Source organism: Halodesulfurarchaeum sp. (assembly GCF_036626455.1).
Classification (GTDB): domain Archaea; phylum Halobacteriota; class Halobacteria; order Halobacteriales; family Halobacteriaceae; genus Halodesulfurarchaeum.
Genome location: NZ_JAZKRK010000012.1, coordinates 1 through 17,541, shown reverse-complemented (window position 1 = coordinate 17,541; position 17,541 = coordinate 1). Strand labels below are relative to the sequence as shown.

Here is a 17,541-nt window from a genome sequence, read left to right as displayed (position 1 = left end):
AAGAGGCGATGAACGGTGAGGAGATGACCACGACCCAAGAGTTGGATACCGTCCCGATTTCGGGACGGCGGGGGCTCGATCGGTTGGCCCCGACCCCCACTGACATTCGGCCGAGTGCCGACCCCTTACGTTCCTGTTCTCCGTGTCCGGTCCCGCAATATTGTCGCTGTCGGTGAGCACACCCGACAGTTCCGTTGCCAGTTATCGACCGCACACCCACCATTTGCCATGACAATCCAAACTCCACCACTTGATTCAGTCCTCGAAACGATCGGCCAAACACCCCTCGTCGAACTCGAAACGGGCCCGGATGGAATCGACTGCTACGCCAAACTCGAGACGTTCAATCCCGGAGGAAGCATCAAAGACCGGATCGGACAGCACATTCTCAAGCGGCTCCTCGAAACTGGCGAGCTGTCCCAGGGCGGGACAATTGTCGAACCGACGGCCGGAAACACGGGGATCGGAATGGCGATCGCAGCCAGGCAACAGGATATCCATCCTATCTTCGTCGTGCCCGAGGGGTTCAGCGAGGAGAAAGAAACCCTCATGGCTGCATTAGGGGGTGAGATCGTCACCACCCCAGGCGAGGCCGGCATGAACGGCGCGATTGAGAGGGCCCACGAGATCGCTGCCGAGAAACCGAATGCAGTCGTTCCACAACAGTTTGCCTCACCCTACAACCGTGAAGCCCACGCCAAAACGACTGGCCCCGAAATAATCGAAGCGCTTCAAGGCGAGGTGGGTGCGATCGTCGTCGGGATCGGCTCCGGTGGGACGCTCATGGGAATCGCAGATGCACTCGAAAAATCTGGGATCGACGCTGCAATCGTCGCCGTAGAACCGGAGGGATCGACGTTCGGGGAGAAATTTGGGGTTGAACGGACAGAAGAAGCGTATAAAACCGAGGGGATCGGCACCCACGAACCTGAACTTGCGGAACTCATCGAACCGGATCGGATCGACGACATCGTGAGCGTCTCGGATCGAGCAGCCCACGAGGAGGTTGCGAGGCTTGCAAGAAACGAAGGCCACCTCGTCGGCTCCAGTTCCGGCGCCGCGAGCGTGGCCACGAGGCGTGTCGCGAACCGACTCCAAACCGGTGACCTTGGTGGCCCAGCCGAAAGCGTGGTCACGGTGTTCCCGGACAGCGGAGAACGATATCTCTCGAAAGGGCTCTATGGGGAGTTCGCTGACTGGGAGGGCAAAGCATGACTGACGAAAACCCACCGCGAACCCCCACGCTCGAAACCGAGGCGATCCACGGCGGTTTGGAGCCAGACCCCGAAACGGGAGCGGTCATGACACCGATCTACGCCTCCTCGACGTTCGCTCAAAACGCCCCCGGAGAGCACCAGGGATACGAATATTCACGCTCCGGGAATCCCACGCGATCGGCGCTGGAATCGAACCTGGCCCATCTCGAAGGGGGCGAGTACGGTCGGGCCTTTGCCAGCGGCCTCGCTGCGATCAGTACGGTCCTGAACCTGCTCGAGTCAGGTGATCACGTCGTCGTTGGTAACGACGTGTACGGGGGGACTCATCGTCTCTTCACGGATGTTTACGAGGACTACGATCTCGAATTTGACTTCGTCGACACGACCAGTCCGACAGCAGTCCAGAAGGCCATCCGACCGGCAACTGAACTCGTCTGGATCGAAACGCCGACGAATCCGCTCCTCCGAATCGTCGACATCGAAGCGATGTCCGAGCTCGCCCATTCGGAAGATGCGCTGTTGGCTGTCGACAACACGTTTGCCACGCCCGTCCTCCAGCGACCGCTCTCCCTGGGCGCGGACATCGTGGCCCACTCCCTGACGAAATACCTGGGTGGTCACTCCGATATTATTGGGGGCGCACTCCTGACAGACCAATCCACTCTTGACGAGCAACTCGGATTCTATCAGAATAGCGTCGGTGCCACCCTCAGTCCCTTCGATGCCTTCCTCGTGTTACGGGGCATCAAAACCCTCCCCGTTCGGATGGAGCGACACACCGAAAACGCCCAGGCGGTGGCCACCTGGCTCGAAACCCATCCTGCAGTCGAGACAGTCTACTATCCGGGGCTCGAGAGCCATCCACAACACGAATTGGCCGCCAGGCAGATGGACGGTTTCGGGGGCATGGTGGGTGTCGAACTCGACTATCCGATCGATATCGTCGAATCGATCGTCTCAGAAACGGAGGTGTTTACCCTCGCCGAGAGTCTCGGCGGCGTGGAGAGTCTCATTGAGCAACCGGCGACGATGACTCACGCGACAGTCCCTCGGGCCGAACGCCTGCAGGCGGGAGTTTCGGACAGCCTGATCAGAATGAGTGTCGGACTCGAAGGCCTCTCGGATCTGAAAGCAGATTTGGACCAGGCCATCGACGCTGGGTCCTGATCCCCATCAAACGATTGGGGGCTGTTCAAGCAGGTCGATGAGTTCGTCTTCAGTCACCGGGTGCGGTGTGTCCACACCGAGGCGCCGGGCCATTCGAACCGCTGTCGGCGGGCGAAGGTTCGCTGTCGTGAGTAACTCGTCGTCGTAAAAGACTGATTGGGGCGGTCCGGACCCGACAATATTCCCGTCCTCCATCACGACGAGTCGGTCGCTGACCTCGGCGGCAAAATCGACGTCGTGGGTCGCGATAACCAGGCCGATGTGGTCCTCCTGAAGCGTTTCGATGACCTCCCGGACCCGCTCTTCCCGGGCCGGGTCCAGTCCGGCGAGTGGTTCGTCCATCACGATGGTAGTCGGGTCCATCGCGAGCACGCCCGCGATGGCGACCAATCGCTTCTCTCCGCCGCTGAGATGGTGGGGAACTCGGTCGACTAGGTGGGATGCATCAAGCCGATCGAGTGCTGCGATGCCCTGTTCTTTCGCTTCTGACGGGCTCGCCCCGTAATTCAGTGGGCCAAACATGACGTCGTCGATGACCGTCGGCGCAACTATCTGGGAGTCCGCGTCCTGGAAGACGAACCCGACCGCTCGCCGAGCCACGTCGATATTGGCCTCCGTGATCGAGGTCCCATCGATCCGTAAAGTGCCCTCCTGGAGGTCAAGCAAGCCATTTAGGTGTTCCATCAGCGTCGATTTGCCGGCTCCGTTGCCACCGATCAAACCGACCGTTTCGTCGGGATGGACAGCAAAGCTCACGTCGTGAACGCCAGCAGTACCGTCCGGATAGGTATGGGACAGACAGTGCAGTGCCACGAGAGGTGCCACCTCGTACTCGAATGGCGCCTCGTGGCTGCAGTCGGGTGGCTGTTCGTGGGCCGTGGACGGGACAACGTGGGTGGATTGGGTGTCGTAACTCATGGGATCACTCCATAGCGAATCGTCAGACTATATGCCGCGACTGCGACTGTCAAGACGAAGACGGCAGCGATCTCGTGGGCCGGTGGTCGATCGACCTGGCTATACACGGTCAGATCACCGTGATAGCCCCTGGCCTCCATCGATTTCAGGAGGGTTTCGGACCGTTCGAGGGCTCTGAGGAACGTATGGCCGAAAATCCGTCCGTAAAGAGCCCGGTTCGCCCAGAAGTTCTCCCGGATGGAGCCGCCCCTCGACCGAGTCGCCTTGAGCAGGTCCTCGATAACCTCGAGAATCACGAACGTGAATCGGTAGGCGAAGAGTGCGACCTGATCGATCGGTGATGGCAGCGAGCGACCGAGAACGTGGACGAGATCAGCGTAAGTGGTCGTCATCCAGATGGCCAGGGAGAACGTGACGACGGTGAGGCCGCGTCCGAGCAGGGTGAGGTATGTCATCAACCCCGTCCAGGTCACGGAAAGTTCGCCGAACGGATGCCCGACCGCGACGATCGCCTCGCCAGGGATTCCAAAGGCCAACGGGCCCGCGATCACGGTAACGAAGACGAACGGCAGGGTGTACCATCCGATGAGACGGCGAATCGGGAGGCCTGCTGCCGCATAGCCGAGTATGACCACACCATAGATTGCTGTGACGGTGAGCAACCCCTCAGCAACGGTCACAGCGACCACCAGAATCGCGAGCACACTCATTTTCGTCCAGGGGTTAACCCGGTGGAGTGGACCATCGCCGTGCTCCGCATACGTCGTAAGGAGGCGGGGGTCGGGGACGTGACTGGTAAGTTCACTCATCTGTGTTGCAGACTAGTGCCCGTTTTCCTCAGTCCCACCGGCCCACCAATACAGGAAGGCGCTAGCTCCGACCAGAACCAAAACCAGCAGTACAAAGGGGATGACATTATCCCGCAGCGGCCCCGCCAGAACAAACCCCCCAATGCCGCCGCGCCCGAACTGGAACAGTGAGCCGGTTGCCCCATTCACCCCACCGTCCATCACGGCTGCAAAGCGATCGCCCCAGGGAACGGCCCCGCCTGTGTAGACAAACCCGAGGTAACTGAGGGCGACGGCCACAGAGACCAGACCCAGTGAAAGTGCGTATTGGGTGTGCCGGTTCATCAGTCAGCCACCTCCGACGTGCCGGGCTCTGTCCGTTCGCCGAGGAGGTCGGGCCGAATGGACGCCATATACTGGACCACCGATCCAGTGATGAGTCCCTCGATCACAGCGACTCCGAGGTTGACAGCAACCAGTGCGGACATGTAGACAGCGAGGTCTCCGCCAGTGATCGCGACCCCCCGAATACCACTCACGATTGGAATCGCCCCCATCAATATCGAGCCCGCAGCCAGACCGACAATCGTCGCCACGGTCCCAGCCGTGAAATGTTCCCACTGTCGGGCTCGGAGGGTGTAAAAGACGTAGTAGCCTCCAAACACTTCTGTGACACCGACCAGGGTGTTCGCACCGAGAAACCCCCACGCACCGTGACCCAACAAGGCCGACAGGACGTTGACGACAAAGGCCACGATTGCCCCCAATGCCGGGCCCACGAGAATGCCAACGAGCGCTGTCAAGGAGAGGTGAACACCACCCAAAACCGGGATGTTCACTTGAAAGACCGCGAAACTCGCCGCGGCGACCATCCCGCCAAGCGCGACGTGCTTTGCTTCGAGCCCATCGCGCCGGAGCGAAAACACGGCAGACGCGAGGACGGCCGCAGCGAGAACTGACCACAAGGCAACCGCCCAAAGGGGGAGGGCACCTTCAGGAAGATGGATGTGTGCCATTCGTTATTAACAATAACTTGCTTCGAAATAATAAATCTTGGTATCTTAGTAGTCTAAGATATTATAGAGACGAATATTGATTGCAATCTGTGAGGCAAACACCGAGTGTGGAATCGGTTGGCATGGTCGTTAGAACGCTCATCAGGCAACGAAACCAGCGGCAGTACCCGTCGACGGTATCCGAACCGGATCAGCACGTTTTGGTTTCAGCCCTTAGCTAGTTTTTTCTCGGCGTTTGCGATTGCGCTTGCGACGACAGCCTGACCGTACGAAATGCCCGCATCCCCAGGTGGAACAGCCTCGTGGTCGAGATACTCGAGTCCAGCCGCTTCGACCTGTGCTCGGATGCTGCGAGAAATAGCTTCGTTGTAGGCGACGCCGCCCGAAAATCCGACAGCCGTGACGCCACGATCGGCCGCAGCATTGATCGCGATCTGGGCAAGTCCTCGGGCGAGCACATCCTGCGCTGTCGCGGCGACGACAGCAGGTGACTCCGTTTCAGCCAATTCGTCGACCCGTTGTGTGACCGCATGGATGTCAAGAACGTGCTGCCCGTCGCGACGCCCGAATGGAAGCTCGATTGCAACTGGTTCGGCTCCAGCCGCGACGGCCTCGAGCCGAATCGCCGGTTCGCCCTCGTACCGTCTCCTGGGACAGATGTTCAGACGTGCGCTGATTGCATCCAGAAACCGGCCGGCGCTCGTCGTCTCCGGTGCATTCACACTGGACTCGACGGTTTTTCGAACCGTTTCTGCCTCGGTTCTGCCGAGCGGGGTTCGGCTTGTCAGCAGTTCGTCGATCCGATCCGGATCCTCGAGCAGACTCGCGAGGATTCGTGCCGGGTGTTCGATGGCCGCTTCGCCACCTGGGAGGTGAAACGTGTCGAGACCACCGACACGCTCGAAGGTGCTCAATTCGGCATCAAGGACTTCTCCGCCCCAGATGGTCCCATCGGAGCCATACCCGGTTCCATCGGCGACAATCACGAGCGCTCGCTCCCGGTCGTGTTCGCCAAGGAGCGATGCCGCGTGCGCGTGGTGATGCTGCACCCTGATGGGCTGTGAGATCCCGTTTGCCGCGGGCTTGTTGTTCGTTCGACCCACGTACTCCGACGCGTAGTGGCTCGTGAGAAAGTTGGGATGGGCGTCACAGGCGACGATCTCTGGGTCGACACCGAGTAGGTCCGTCAAATGGGCAGTTGTTTCGTGCAGAAACGTTTCTGTCGCGGGGCCGTCGATGTCGCCGAGATGTTGTGACGGGATCACGTCCTCGTCTCGGGCAATCGCGATCGTTCCGTCGAATTCGGCCCCGACTGCAAGCACCGATGGCCCGCTTTGCCGCCGTGGAAGGGGCTGTGGGACCCAGCCTCTGGATCGTCGGAGAAAGCGTCTGGCCCCATCGACGTGCCGTACGACGCTGTCGTCACACCGCGCAACGATCTCTCGGTCATGAACGAGTGCCGCGTCGATCACGTCTCCGAGTTGCTCGAATATCGCGTCGACGGTCACACACATCGGTTCTCCCGGAAGATTGCCACTTGTCATCACCAACGGACCCTCGAGCCCGGTATTCCCCGATCGACGTTCGGTGTCGAACAGGAGGTGGTGAAGTCCAGCGTATGGCAACATCACACCAATCGTATGCAATCCTGGCGCAACGTCGTCAATTGCCCCGTTGTCGTCACGCTCGAGCACAACGATCGGTCGTCGGACGTCTTGGAGAGAGTCTGCTTCGGCATCCGAAACAGCGGCGAACGAGCGGACCTGGTCGACCGAGGGCGACATGACGGCAAAGGGTTTGGCCGGCCGATTCGTCCGCTCCCGGAGCCGTTTGACAACCGCCGAGTCGGTCCCATCGCAAGCGAGATGCGTCCCGCCGACCCCGCGGATGGCGACGATTTCCCCTCGTTGCAACCGCGTTACAGCCGCTGCGATGGCCGCAGGTCCGGTGGCTGCAGTGTGTCGGCCTTCAGCAGTAGATTCCTCAAGTGAAAGCGTTGGCCCACAATCCTGGCAGGCTATCGTCTGCGCGTGATAGCGTCGATCAGCCGGGTCCTCGTATTCGTCGCGACAGGTCTCGCACATCGGAAAAGCGTCCATCGAGGTCCGAGGCCGATCGTAAGGTAGCCCTCGAATCACCGTGTACCGGGGGCCACAGTCGACACAGGAGGTGGCCCAGTACCGGTAATAGCGGGATTTTGGGTCGAAAACGTCCTCGAGACACGACTCACAGATGCCCGTATCAGGTGGAATTGTTCCGGTTCCACCGGCGCTGTCAACCGATTCGAGAATCCGGAATTCGTCAGGGGCCTGCAGTCGAGTCTCACTCGCGTTCGGTGCGCGATCGACGGTAACGGTTTCCACACGGGAAAGCGGCGGTGGAGAGTTGCGCAAGTCCTGCAGGAACGCATCGATCGCCGACCGGTCACCATTCAAAATGATCTTCACGCCAGCGTCACCCGTGTTTCTGACTGTGCCTCCAAGGTCGTGGGCGGTTGCTCGCCTGTAAACGAACGGTCGGAAGCCAACGCCCTGAACAACCCCGGTGACTCGCACCGACACCTGGCTTCGAGCGGCCGTCATCACTCAGTGGTTCGGATGGTCCAAATAGTCGTGGCCATGCCCATCCGCGGCGTGGCTGTGTGCATGATCATGCTCGTGACCAGTCCCTCGATGAGACTCGAGAAACGATCGCAGGGCATCGATTCCGACCCCGTCCATGGCATTCGTTTCGAAAACGGGGAGGTCAGGAGCAGCCCGCTCGATATCGTCTCGCAAGCGTTCGAGATCAGTCCCGACGGCCGCTGCGAGATCAACTTTGTTGATGACTGCCGCGTCGACGGACTGGACCAACAAGGGATGTTTGCCGACGACGTCGTCGCCTTCTGTCGTGCTAACGACTAACACCCGAAGGCTCGCTCCAAGCGGGAAGTCCGCCGGGCAAACCATATTGCCGACGTTCTCGACGTAGAGCGTGTCCAACATTTGGAGGTCAAAATCCGTGATGGCCGACCCAACTCCATCCGGGTCGAGATGGCATTCCTTGCCCGTATTGATGTTCTCGACTTGAATCCCGTATTCTCGGAGGCGTTTCGCGTCGTCTTCGCCGGCCACGTCGCCGACGATTGCCCCAATCTCCTCGTCTGCCGGTGCTCGGTCGAGCAACTCCTCGATCAGCCGGGTCTTGCCACCACCAGTGCTGCCGACGAACTCGACGGCAAATACGCCGTGATCGTGGACCAGCGTTTCGTGAAGCTCCCCAGCGCGTTCGCGGATCGCTGCCAAGACGTCGGCTTCGGCATCAGACCCACTCGCGTCTGTTCCGAAGTCCTCGTGTCCGAGTCTGTGAGCCCGAGCCGGCCCGAGCACCCGCTCCAGTACGGTTCCAAGGCCGTCGACCCAGCCAAGTGTGCGATTCGATACGTCGAGTCGATCCGGTCCAGTCGGCAATTCGTGGTACATATCTGTGTCACTGGGGGTTTTCGGCCCGTGTCGCCGGTCGATCCATTGTTGTTTCATCGGGGACTTCGATGCTACTCAGCCGACATTCTCGTCCCGATACGAGTTCGGCTCGATTACCACACTCGGGACACTTGATGTCTGGGGCGAACCCGCCGGCGAGTGCTAACTCATCCGGCGTATCCCGCCAGCCACAGTCACACACGGCTACTGGCTCGACAGGTTGGGTACGGATCGTCGCATCCGCTGCCGGTGTGGATTCGGTAATGGCTTCCAGACAAAACTCGAGTTGTTCGGGGTTGACATGGGTCACACGTCCGATCTCCAGCGTCAACTCGTCGATGCGGTCAGCCCCGTGCGCGTCCGCCGCTTCCAAGGCCCGGTCCAGAATACCCTTTGCGATGCTGATCTCGTGCATTAACAGATCCTGGGGAGTGCTTCACCTTCCGGTTCACTCAGGTAGCGCCGGCCAAAGCCGGTGTCGACGACGACTCGTCCAGTATGGTCTTCAGACGCCTGGCCGACGATTTCCGCGTCTTTGCCACCTGGACAGGCCTGGATCGCTTCGAGAACGGCTTTGGCATCGTTCTGATCGACGCCCATGACGACTTTCCCCTCATTAGCAACCGAAAGCGGGTCGATGCCAAGCACTTCGCCAGCCGATGCAGTCGCCCCCGAGATCGGGATTCGCTGTTCGTCGATATCGATGCCGACGTCGGCCTTCTCGGCCATCTCGTTCAGGGCGTTCGCTAGTCCGCCCCGAGTCGGGTCTTTCATGGCGGTGATCCGACCGGCATCCATCGCCGCCCCAACGAATCCATTGACCGGCGCAACGTCGCTTTCGAGGTCGCCCGTGAAGTCGAACCCTTCCCGGGCGGAGAGCAGTGCGATACCGTGGTCTCCCATTGGACCGCTCACAATGAGCGCATCGCCTGGGTCCAGACCCGCATCACTCACTGGGGCGTTCCCATCCAGATAGGCGACCCCGGCTGTATTGATCACGATCCCATCCACATCGCCATTTCCCATCACTTTCGTGTCGCCTGTGGAAATAGAAACGTCCGCTTCCTCGGCGGTCGCTGCCATCGATTCGATCACGCGTTGGACGTCCGAAGTTGGAGTTCCCTCCTCGAGAACAAGCGAACAGGTCAGGGCAGTCGGCTCGGTCGCTCCCATCATCGCCAGATCGTTGACGGTGCCGGCTACCGCAAGCCGGCCAATGTCCCCGCCCGGGAAAAACAAGGGTTTGACGACGTGACTATCAGTCGTAACCACGAGCGCCCCATCGTCCCCGACTGGATGGACGGCACCGTCGTCGAGTTCCGGGAGCCCGACCCTGGGTGTATCGCCGACGTCCGCTACTTCGGTCCCGTCGGTCGCGGCTCCGTTCCCGGCAAACCTGGGAACAACGAGGTCTTGCAACATCGACCGCATCGCTCCACCGCCTGCACCGTGGGCGAGGGTCACGACATCTTCGGAATCGTCCATATCTGTCGATTGGTTCTCTGCCATTGTTAGAAGTCGGGGTGGCCCCCGTATTCGTGCCAGATCTTGCACGTTCCTTCGCTACTCACCATGCAGGCGCCCACCGGGTTCCCCGGCGTGCACTCCTCATCAAACAGTTCACATTCGTCCGGGTCTGCCTTTCCGGCCATGATATCCCCACAGATGCACTGCTCTGTCAGCGGATCAGGGCCACCACTGGCCGGTTCGACGTCGAACCGTTCGCGGGTATCGTAGGCAGCGTACTCGTCCCGGATGACGAGGTTCGCGCCGGGAATTTCGGCGATTCCGCGCCATTCCCCGGACGTCGTTTCGAAGACCGACCACATCGTCTCCAGTGCTTGCTCGTTGCCTTCCTTCGAGACACAGCGAGGGTAGGCGTTTTCGAGTCCAGCCACGTCAGCCTCGATATATTCAAGAAGCCGTTCGACCCCGAGCAATACGTCGATCGGTTCGAATCCACCCACCACAATTGGCAACTCGAACTCCTCGACAAAGGGTTCGAACAGACCATAGCCGGTGATGGTCGCTGCATGACCCGCAGCGAGGAAGCCGTCGATATCGACATCCGGCATCTCAGCCACGACCTCCATCGCGGGTGGCACGTATTTGTGCGCTGAGAGAACTGAGAAATTCTCGGGTGGGTCATTTGCCAAAATGGCGGCAGTCGGGGCCGCCGTCGTCTCGAACCCGGTCGCAAAGAAAACGACCTCTCGGTCGGGGTGCTCCGCGGCGAGTTCGACCGCTTCGCTCGCAGAATAGACCACTTCGACGTCCGCGCCATCCGCCCTGGCGTCCGCGAGGCTCTTTTGAGTTCCAGGCACTCGAAACATGTCGCCGTACGTTGCGACGATCGCTCCCTGTTCCGCGACAGCGACGGCTTCGTCGACCTCGGGCATGTTCGTCACACAAACCGGACACCCCGGTCCCATCCGCACTGAGAGGCCGTCGGGCAACAAGCTCCGGAGCCCGAACTTGGCGATTGCCTGCTCGTGAGAACCACAGACGTGCATCAAGGTCACTGGCTCGTCGATGTCAGCCATCAACGTTTCCAATCGCTCGGCCAACTGGTCGGCCTGGTCGGGGTTCCGAAACTGCAGGGTTTGATCGCTACTCATCGGTTTCCGGCCGCGGATCAGGGTCGGAATCCTCGGTACCGGTGCGGGCGTCACCCGGTCCTCGGGGCATCCGGTTCGTCGAGGCAACGGGGGTGTCACCCTCTTCGACGGCGGCCGGTCGGTCGCCGAACTCGAGTGTGGCGTCGGTAGCGCCGATTTCCTCCAAGGCGTCCTCCTCGTCGCCGCTCAAGAGTGATTCGTATAGTTCCATCGTCTCCTCGACCTCATCGTCCGGAATCTTGCGTATCGCAAAGCCCGCGTGATTGAGAACGTAATCGCCCTCCTCGACGTCGTCGCCCACGATGTCGAGTCGAACCGCTTTCTCGACGTTCCAGAACTCCGCCCGAGCGGTTTGGCCGTCGATTTCGAGGATCTCGCCGGGAATTCCCAGACACATCAGCTCTCACCTCCGTCTTCCCTGACCGGGGTGGTTCCGTTGAGCTCCCCGTCGATTTCGACCTGCATGTTCCAGGGGTCATTGCCGAGGAGGCGGTCGGGGCGTATCACCCCTTTGACGGTATGGCCTTGTTCCTCGTGCTCGGTGATCGATTCGGAGTCGATTCGGGTCTCACAGTCTGTGCAATACCAGCTCGTGGTCATAGTGTGTTCACCTCGGCCGCTCGGTCGGCGGGTAATCGGATCATCGGTGGGGAAATATGGGTCATATCGTGTCCTTCTGCATAGCGAATGCCGTCGCCGCCAGCTTAATGCTACCGGGCGTTCCGTGGTCACGGTGGCCGCTCGGGGAGTTCATCGTGGATGAGATCCACGAGATCCGGGACCGTTTGTTCGATCTCCTCGCTCAGTTCCATCGACATCTCGATCCGTTTCGGTTCGACTCCGAAGATCAGCACCTCCTCCGGTATCTCGTAGGCGTCGCGACCAGCCTGCAACGCCTCCGCGAAGGAAAAGTCATGCATCGTCATTTCCGGGACGTCATCCGCGAAGGCTCCGTCGACGTACCGAAACGTGTGGATGGTTCCCGGCTCCGCACCAGTCGAAATGGCGTCCACGACGATCGCCCGATCGCACCCGCTCATCGCCTCGAGGGCGAAGAACGCTGTCGTCCCGCCGTTTGCTAGGGTAACGTCGGACCGTTCGCTGACGGTCGAGGTTTCGAGGGTCTCGAGGACCTGCGCACCGATTCCATCATCCCCCATTATCGGATTCCCGACGGCCACGACTGCGATGGCGGTGGCGTTCTCGTCACTCTCCGCGATGGGTGTGGAAGCGAGTTCGGTTTGTCCGTCGGGGTCTCCTGTGTGTGCCATAGTCACGTCTCATCGTCCGTGTCTGCACCGGTTGACGTACTCTGAGCGGGTTCGCTTTCTGGTGTTTCAGTGGGTTCTGAAAGCTGTTCCTGCACTTCAGGGCCGGTACCGAACAGCCGAGAGATACCGGCTAACGGACCGATCATGGCGTCTTTCGACCTGGTCGTTCCTTTGTGTTCCGGCCGGTTCTCGTCACTGATGAGCCAGCCGTAGAGGTTGCCGTCAACCATCAATTTGAGGATATCCCAGTTACTCGGCATCAAGGCGAAATAGGCGTGCAAGGCCACTGCGGCGAGTACCCACGCAGTCGAGACCAGATGAATCCTGAGGAGTGCCTCGAAGCCGAACCAGGCCTGCAGAAATCCTAACCCGTCGATCCACCACGAAGATTCGGCCCACAAATTCGACCAGAGGGCGAACCCAGTCAGCGTGAGGAGGCCGACAAAGAACCACGTCACGTACCAGAAGGCGGTCTGCATCGGATGGTGACCGACCCAGTGACCGGTGTCCGCTTCGATGCATCGACGGGACTTCTTGTATCCCGGGATGTAACTCGCCAACCCGAGGAACGCAAGTCCGATGACGATATTTTCTTGAATCTGCTCCCATGTCATGATGAACTGTTTCTTGTCGACGACAAAGGCGTAGAACGGATAGATGATAAAGGCAACAATGGCGAGGAACAGGCCGGTCCAAACGTGGGTCAGGAAGGCCGGATTGTAGCCACCCCAAATGCCGATGTTAAGCGGACCGTAGACACCCAACCACTTCGAAAGCCCCGTAAGGGTCGTCGTGATCATAAAGACGAGGAGGAGCCAGTGGGAAATGATCGTGCCATAGCCGTGTATGTCGATGACCTGCTTGTCCTCCTTGTCGAGGTGCTGGAACCGCTCGTATCGTTTGGCGACCTTCACCCACAATCGAGTGAGGAATCCGCCACTGGAGTCATGGCTTCCGACTGTCCCCTCCGCTGTCCCGCCGTCGGTGCGTTTATCGGTCATTAACACCTCCTGCCCCCGATGTCGGGGGCGACCGGTTCGATGTCGGCTTCGTATTCTTTTTCTGGACTTTGCACGTGGACCGAGCAGGCCAGACATGGGTCCATCGAGCGAATCGTTCTGAGGACGTTCATCGGATTGTCCATGTTCTGGACCACGTCACCCTGCACGCCCTCTTCGAGGGGACTTGGTTGGCCATTTGCGTCCCGTGGACCGAGGTTCCAGATCGTCGGCGTGATGATCTGGTAGCGCTCGATCTCGCCGTCCTGCACGTCCATGTAATGGGAGAGGGTCCCACGTGACGGTTCGAAGAGTCCGACGCCCTTCCCGGTGAAGTCGTCCGTCCAGTCGTCGGCCATGAATGGTTTCGCCGGATCAATGGCGTCCAGCCAATCCATGACTTTGTCCCGGACGACCAGGGCTTCTTGAGCCCGGGCAATCAGTCGATTGAGGGTGTTGCTTTTGGCCGCACCGCCACCGAGGGCAGCACGCAAATCAAACGGATCGAGATCGGAGATGACCATTCGAGCAAGTGGGCCTACCTCCATAGAGTCACCTTCGAACCGCGGCGCTTTACCCCACGAATAGGCCTGCTCCTTCTCAGGTTTCGGCTCTGGCGGTTGGGCTTTGGTGGGATCACCGCCAGATTCGTCCGTGTACCAGGCGTACTCCGTGTCTTCGGTGATCCCGTCGATGATTTCCTCTTTGTCCATCAGCTCGACCGAACCATTGCGATAGACACCTCGTTTGAGGTAGAGGTCGTCTTCCCCCGGTTGCTCGAACATCCCGTTGCTGTAGTACCGACCCGGACCTTCGCCGATCCCTGCGGCCCCTTCCTGTGCAGCGCCGACCAGAATCGAAACGATATCGTGGAGACCCGGTCCAAGGGACGGATCAAATTCGCCGTTTTGCACGTTCTCGAGGACCTGTGGGACGTTTTCGGTCGCTCCAAGCCAGTTGCTCACCTCCGCAACCCTGGATCTGACCGACTCGATCGTCGTGGCATCCGCGTTCGTAGCCAGTCCGCCCGGGACGTAGGAGACCGGGTGGGGTGCGCGGCCACCGAATTGGGCCAGCGCCTTCATAATCTTACGCTGGTTCTCCATCGCTCCCATGTACCCGTCGCCTTCCAATGGATCGAGGCGGTCAAAGCCTGTCCCGGCCACTGCGTCGCTGTAGTCCGGGCCCACCAGCGCGAACAGATGGACCGCGTGATTCCAGAGGTAGAATATCCCTTCGACGGCATCCCGGAGCAACACCGCGTTGTCGGGCGGTCCACCGAAGTCGATGCCATCTGCGTTCATCGCGGCGTCCTCGGCCGCCTTCGACGAACAAAGCCGGTGACAGAGGAAACAGACACCACAGACCATGCCCGTGATCTGCGGGGCATCCGATGGTGGCCGACCGAGTGTGACGATCTCCGCCCCCCGGAACATCTCCATTTTACTCTCAGCGTGCGTGACGGTGCCGTCTTCGTCGACCTCCAGGTGAATCCCGTGGTGGCCTTCGATTCGTGTCGTCGGGTCGATGTCGATTTCTGGCATTGTTGTGTGATGGCGGTATGTTTATCAGTCCGAACTCTTCGATTCGACTTCTTCGCCGCCTGATTCGGCGGATTCGAATTTCCCATACCCCATCGCCCGACGGCCGAGGTGGGCGCCGATTCCGATGGCCCCGGCGGCCACGCCTGCCGCACCAGCCTGGGTTGCGCTGATGCTGCCCAGGACTCCACTGCCTTCGAGTTCCTGCTGGAAGGGTGAGAACCGATCCCAGAATCCCGGTTCCATACAACCGATACAGGGGGCACCGACATTCAGGCAGACCGAGGTACCGTCATTCCACAGCCTGGACTGGTCGTCACAGTGCGTATATGGTCCCTTGCATCCGTTTTTCAGCTGACAGCCTTCGGCCGCTCCCGGCGTGTCGGCAAACTCCCCGCGATCGAAGTACCCCCGATGCATGCAATTGTCATGCACCAGCGGTTCGTAGAACGGCATGGGACGGTGATACTCGTCTAACTCCGGTATATGCCCGTTCAGGACCGTCGCAAGTGTCAACAGGACGTAATCTGGGTTCGGTGGACACCCACCAAGATTCACGACCGGGAGCCCGGCCCCACCGGTGAAATCAGCACCGAGAACACCGCCTTTTTCGCGTTTCTCAAACTGGAGCCCTTTGGCCCCCGTAACGTTTTCTCCGAGGCCGTACAGCCGCTTTTTGTTTTCCGCGGCCGGCCACCCGCCGAAGGACGAACAGTTCCCGACAGCCACAACGATGTCGGCTGCGGGTGCGAGTTCGTTCACCCAATCCTCCGCCGACTTGCCACCAATCATCGCCGCTTCGGGAATGTCCGTTGGAATCGAGCCTTCGACGATGAGAATATCCGGCTCTTTACTCATCGATTCGATGGCTGGTTCCCCCGCCTCCGCCATGATCGTCGGATGGAAGGTCACTTCGAGCCGGAACTTGTTCAACGCCTCTTCGAGGGTCGGATACTGTGCCTGGAGTGTCGATATCGTACAGCCAGTACAGGACTGCCCCTGGAACCAGACGACATCCATTGACCCATCCGCTGCCTGTTCGAAGGCGCGAGCGATTTCTGTCGAGTGTTGGGAAATGACCCCTCCGGCCGCCGTCGTGCCGACGAGCCTGAGGAAATTTCGACGGGTTGTCATAGCTTTTCAGTACCATGCTAACAGACAACGTGAGTTTCTTTAAACCAAGAGCGTTCTTCTCAGCTGTTGGAAATGTTCACACATCTAAGAATTCACCAGAAACGAATATAGTGGATCTCAAACGATTACCAACGCTCTACAGGACGGTAAAGTAGTTTGCATCAAATGTTTTCTACTGGTATATTGTGAAACGTATGCAAAAATCGGTGCTATTGTGGACTTTTTGGTTTTGATATGGGCGGATTCCGCTGCTTGTGGATTATTGACACATGCAATTGATTTGGAAATGGTGGGGTGGCCATTCTATCAGATCCAATCCGGTTCCTCGAACGCTACAAAACTGGCGTTCGAGAGAAGAGAGTGGGACAATATTCACAATACCGATAACAACCTTTAGTTACCTCACGCCCCAAGTTGAAATGAACCAGTATGACCGAAACGACAAACGGGACGCTAAACCGCCTGATCGACGTCGCAGAAGGAGATGATACCCTCACCATCGACGAATTCGAAGAAATCCTAGCAGATCTCGAGACACAAACGAAGTACAGCGTCGAATCCTACAATATGTTCTGCACGTCAGAGGACGTCATAGTCGTCTGTGACATGGATACCGAGGAGTTCGTGCAGATCGAAATCCCGATGGAAGAGGCGAAAACCGACGAAGTTATCGTGACACGAGAGACCTAACACCGTTTGCTTTCGATGATCGAGGCAAAGTTATCGAACACCTGCGCGGCGAATTTCGCTTTCTCGTAGGTTTCGTCCGTGATTCCGTCAAGCACCGCCTCGATCCGCGATTCAGGGAGGTCCTTGCGTTTGGTCACATGCTCGGCGGTCTCCATATCGTATTCGGGATGGAACTGGATTCCACAGCTTCGCCCGATGGCAAACGCTTGAATGCCCATTTCGTTTTCCGCAAGAAGCGTGGCGCTCTCCGGCAGTTCGTACACTCGGTCCGAATGGGTTTCGAAGGCGACAAACTCGGTCGGAATATCCTCGAATAACGGGCTTTCCTGAACCTGAGAAATCGTTTTGTATCCCAGTTCGTATTCGCCCATCGCCACGATTCTCCCACCTAACGCCTGCGCGAGGAACTGATGCCCCCAGCAGATGCCGAGAACTGGAACGCCGGCGGCATGGACCTGTCGAACCCAATCGGTGAGGTCGTGGATCCACAGGCGGTCTTCGTACACCGAGACCTGGGAGCCACTGATGATGACGCCATCGAACACCCACGCGTCGTCAGTAGGTGGAGGGGGGATGTCATCTTCACTGACTTTGTACGTCGTCGTCTCGCCCTCCGTCATCCGTTCCAGATTTTCTTGGGCCGGTGTCTCCCCGATCGACGCATCGATGAGCAGCGTATTTGACACAACAGGTCCTACGCGGCCGATGCGTATTATATTGTG

The 17,541-nt window shown here is 59.3% G+C and carries 19 protein-coding genes; 3 read left to right on the top strand and 16 right to left on the bottom strand.

The window, feature by feature from the left end:
- Window positions 1-228 precede the first annotated feature (228 nt).
- Together V5A26_RS05480 and V5A26_RS05475 are read left to right on the top strand one after the other, a co-directional pair.
- Window positions 229-1,215: a PLP-dependent cysteine synthase family protein gene (locus V5A26_RS05480; protein WP_332321002.1), complete on the top strand. Its 987-nt coding sequence runs from the start codon at window positions 229-231 to the stop codon at window positions 1,213-1,215.
- A complete protein-coding gene (locus V5A26_RS05475) occupies window positions 1,212-2,384 on the top strand; it encodes a cystathionine gamma-synthase (protein ID WP_332321001.1) in 1,173 nt (390 codons plus the stop codon). Before V5A26_RS05480 ends, V5A26_RS05475 begins: the two co-directional genes overlap by 4 nt.
- Window positions 2,385-2,390: 6 nt before the next feature.
- Here the strand turns inward: V5A26_RS05475 and V5A26_RS05470 are convergent, their stop codons facing one another.
- The 15 genes from V5A26_RS05470 to V5A26_RS05400 all read right to left on the bottom strand — a co-directional run bounded on the left by V5A26_RS05470 (window position 2,391) and on the right by V5A26_RS05400 (window position 16,129).
- Window positions 2,391-3,302, bottom strand: coding sequence for an energy-coupling factor ABC transporter ATP-binding protein (locus V5A26_RS05470; RefSeq protein WP_332321000.1), 912 nt, complete (start codon window positions 3,300-3,302; stop codon window positions 2,391-2,393).
- On the bottom strand, window positions 3,299-4,111 hold the full coding sequence (gene cbiQ / locus V5A26_RS05465) for a cobalt ECF transporter T component CbiQ (RefSeq protein ID WP_332320999.1): 813 nt from the start codon (window positions 4,109-4,111) through the stop codon (window positions 3,299-3,301). The genes V5A26_RS05470 and cbiQ overlap by 4 nt, the downstream gene beginning before the upstream one ends.
- Before the next feature lie 12 nt (window positions 4,112-4,123).
- Window positions 4,124-4,435 (bottom strand): hypothetical protein, encoded by a 312-nt coding sequence (locus V5A26_RS05460; RefSeq protein ID WP_332320998.1) that lies wholly within the window; start codon window positions 4,433-4,435, stop codon window positions 4,124-4,126.
- A complete protein-coding gene (locus V5A26_RS05455; RefSeq protein WP_332320997.1) occupies window positions 4,435-5,106 on the bottom strand; it encodes an energy-coupling factor ABC transporter permease in 672 nt (223 codons plus the stop codon). Before V5A26_RS05455 ends, V5A26_RS05460 begins: the two co-directional genes overlap by 1 nt.
- A gap of 206 nt (window positions 5,107-5,312) precedes the next feature.
- Window positions 5,313-7,688 (bottom strand): carbamoyltransferase HypF, encoded by a 2,376-nt coding sequence (gene hypF / locus V5A26_RS05450; RefSeq protein ID WP_332320996.1) that lies wholly within the window; start codon window positions 7,686-7,688, stop codon window positions 5,313-5,315.
- A 3-nt stretch (window positions 7,689-7,691) separates the two neighbouring features.
- The gene (gene hypB / locus V5A26_RS05445) at window positions 7,692-8,624 is read right to left on the bottom strand and encodes a hydrogenase nickel incorporation protein HypB (protein WP_332322261.1); all 933 of its coding nucleotides are present in this window, start codon (window positions 8,622-8,624) and stop codon (window positions 7,692-7,694) included.
- Window positions 8,575-8,982, bottom strand: a complete 408-nt coding sequence (locus tag V5A26_RS05440) for a hydrogenase maturation nickel metallochaperone HypA/HybF (RefSeq protein WP_332322260.1) — start codon at window positions 8,980-8,982, stop codon at window positions 8,575-8,577. The genes hypB and V5A26_RS05440 overlap by 50 nt, the downstream gene beginning before the upstream one ends.
- Complete coding sequence (gene hypE, locus V5A26_RS05435) at window positions 8,982-10,052, bottom strand: hydrogenase expression/formation protein HypE (protein WP_332320993.1); 1,071 nt, start codon at window positions 10,050-10,052, stop codon at window positions 8,982-8,984. Before hypE ends, V5A26_RS05440 begins: the two co-directional genes overlap by 1 nt.
- A 26-nt stretch (window positions 10,053-10,078) precedes the next feature.
- A complete protein-coding gene (hypD, locus tag V5A26_RS05430; RefSeq protein ID WP_332320992.1) occupies window positions 10,079-11,185 on the bottom strand; it encodes a hydrogenase formation protein HypD in 1,107 nt (368 codons plus the stop codon).
- Entirely contained in the window at window positions 11,178-11,582 is a 405-nt protein-coding gene (locus V5A26_RS05425) for a HypC/HybG/HupF family hydrogenase formation chaperone (RefSeq protein ID WP_332320991.1), read from the bottom strand. The genes hypD and V5A26_RS05425 overlap by 8 nt, the downstream gene beginning before the upstream one ends.
- Complete coding sequence (locus tag V5A26_RS05420) at window positions 11,582-11,785, bottom strand: hypothetical protein (RefSeq protein ID WP_332320990.1); 204 nt, start codon at window positions 11,783-11,785, stop codon at window positions 11,582-11,584. The genes V5A26_RS05425 and V5A26_RS05420 overlap by 1 nt, the downstream gene beginning before the upstream one ends.
- A 128-nt stretch (window positions 11,786-11,913) precedes the next feature.
- Window positions 11,914-12,456, bottom strand: coding sequence for a hydrogenase maturation protease (locus V5A26_RS05415; RefSeq protein ID WP_332320989.1), 543 nt, complete (start codon window positions 12,454-12,456; stop codon window positions 11,914-11,916).
- 2 nt (window positions 12,457-12,458) lie between these two features.
- Window positions 12,459-13,457, bottom strand: a complete 999-nt coding sequence (locus V5A26_RS05410; RefSeq protein WP_332320988.1) for a cytochrome b/b6 domain-containing protein — start codon at window positions 13,455-13,457, stop codon at window positions 12,459-12,461.
- Window positions 13,457-14,998, bottom strand: a complete 1,542-nt coding sequence (locus tag V5A26_RS05405; protein WP_332320987.1) for a nickel-dependent hydrogenase large subunit — start codon at window positions 14,996-14,998, stop codon at window positions 13,457-13,459. Before V5A26_RS05405 ends, V5A26_RS05410 begins: the two co-directional genes overlap by 1 nt.
- 24 nt (window positions 14,999-15,022) lie before the next feature.
- On the bottom strand, window positions 15,023-16,129 hold the full coding sequence (locus V5A26_RS05400; protein WP_332320986.1) for a hydrogenase small subunit: 1,107 nt from the start codon (window positions 16,127-16,129) through the stop codon (window positions 15,023-15,025).
- A gap of 429 nt (window positions 16,130-16,558) precedes the next feature.
- On the opposite strand from V5A26_RS05400, the gene V5A26_RS05395 reads away from it, so the two are divergent.
- Window positions 16,559-16,819, top strand: a complete 261-nt coding sequence (locus tag V5A26_RS05395; protein WP_332320985.1) for a hypothetical protein — start codon at window positions 16,559-16,561, stop codon at window positions 16,817-16,819.
- Here the strand turns inward: V5A26_RS05395 and V5A26_RS05390 are convergent.
- Window positions 16,816-17,505 carry a type 1 glutamine amidotransferase gene (locus V5A26_RS05390; protein ID WP_332320984.1) on the bottom strand — a complete coding sequence of 230 codons (690 nt, stop codon included), beginning with the start codon at window positions 17,503-17,505 and terminating at the stop codon, window positions 16,816-16,818. The two genes, V5A26_RS05395 and V5A26_RS05390, sit on opposite strands and share 4 nt — an antisense overlap.
- Window positions 17,506-17,541 lie beyond the last annotated feature (36 nt).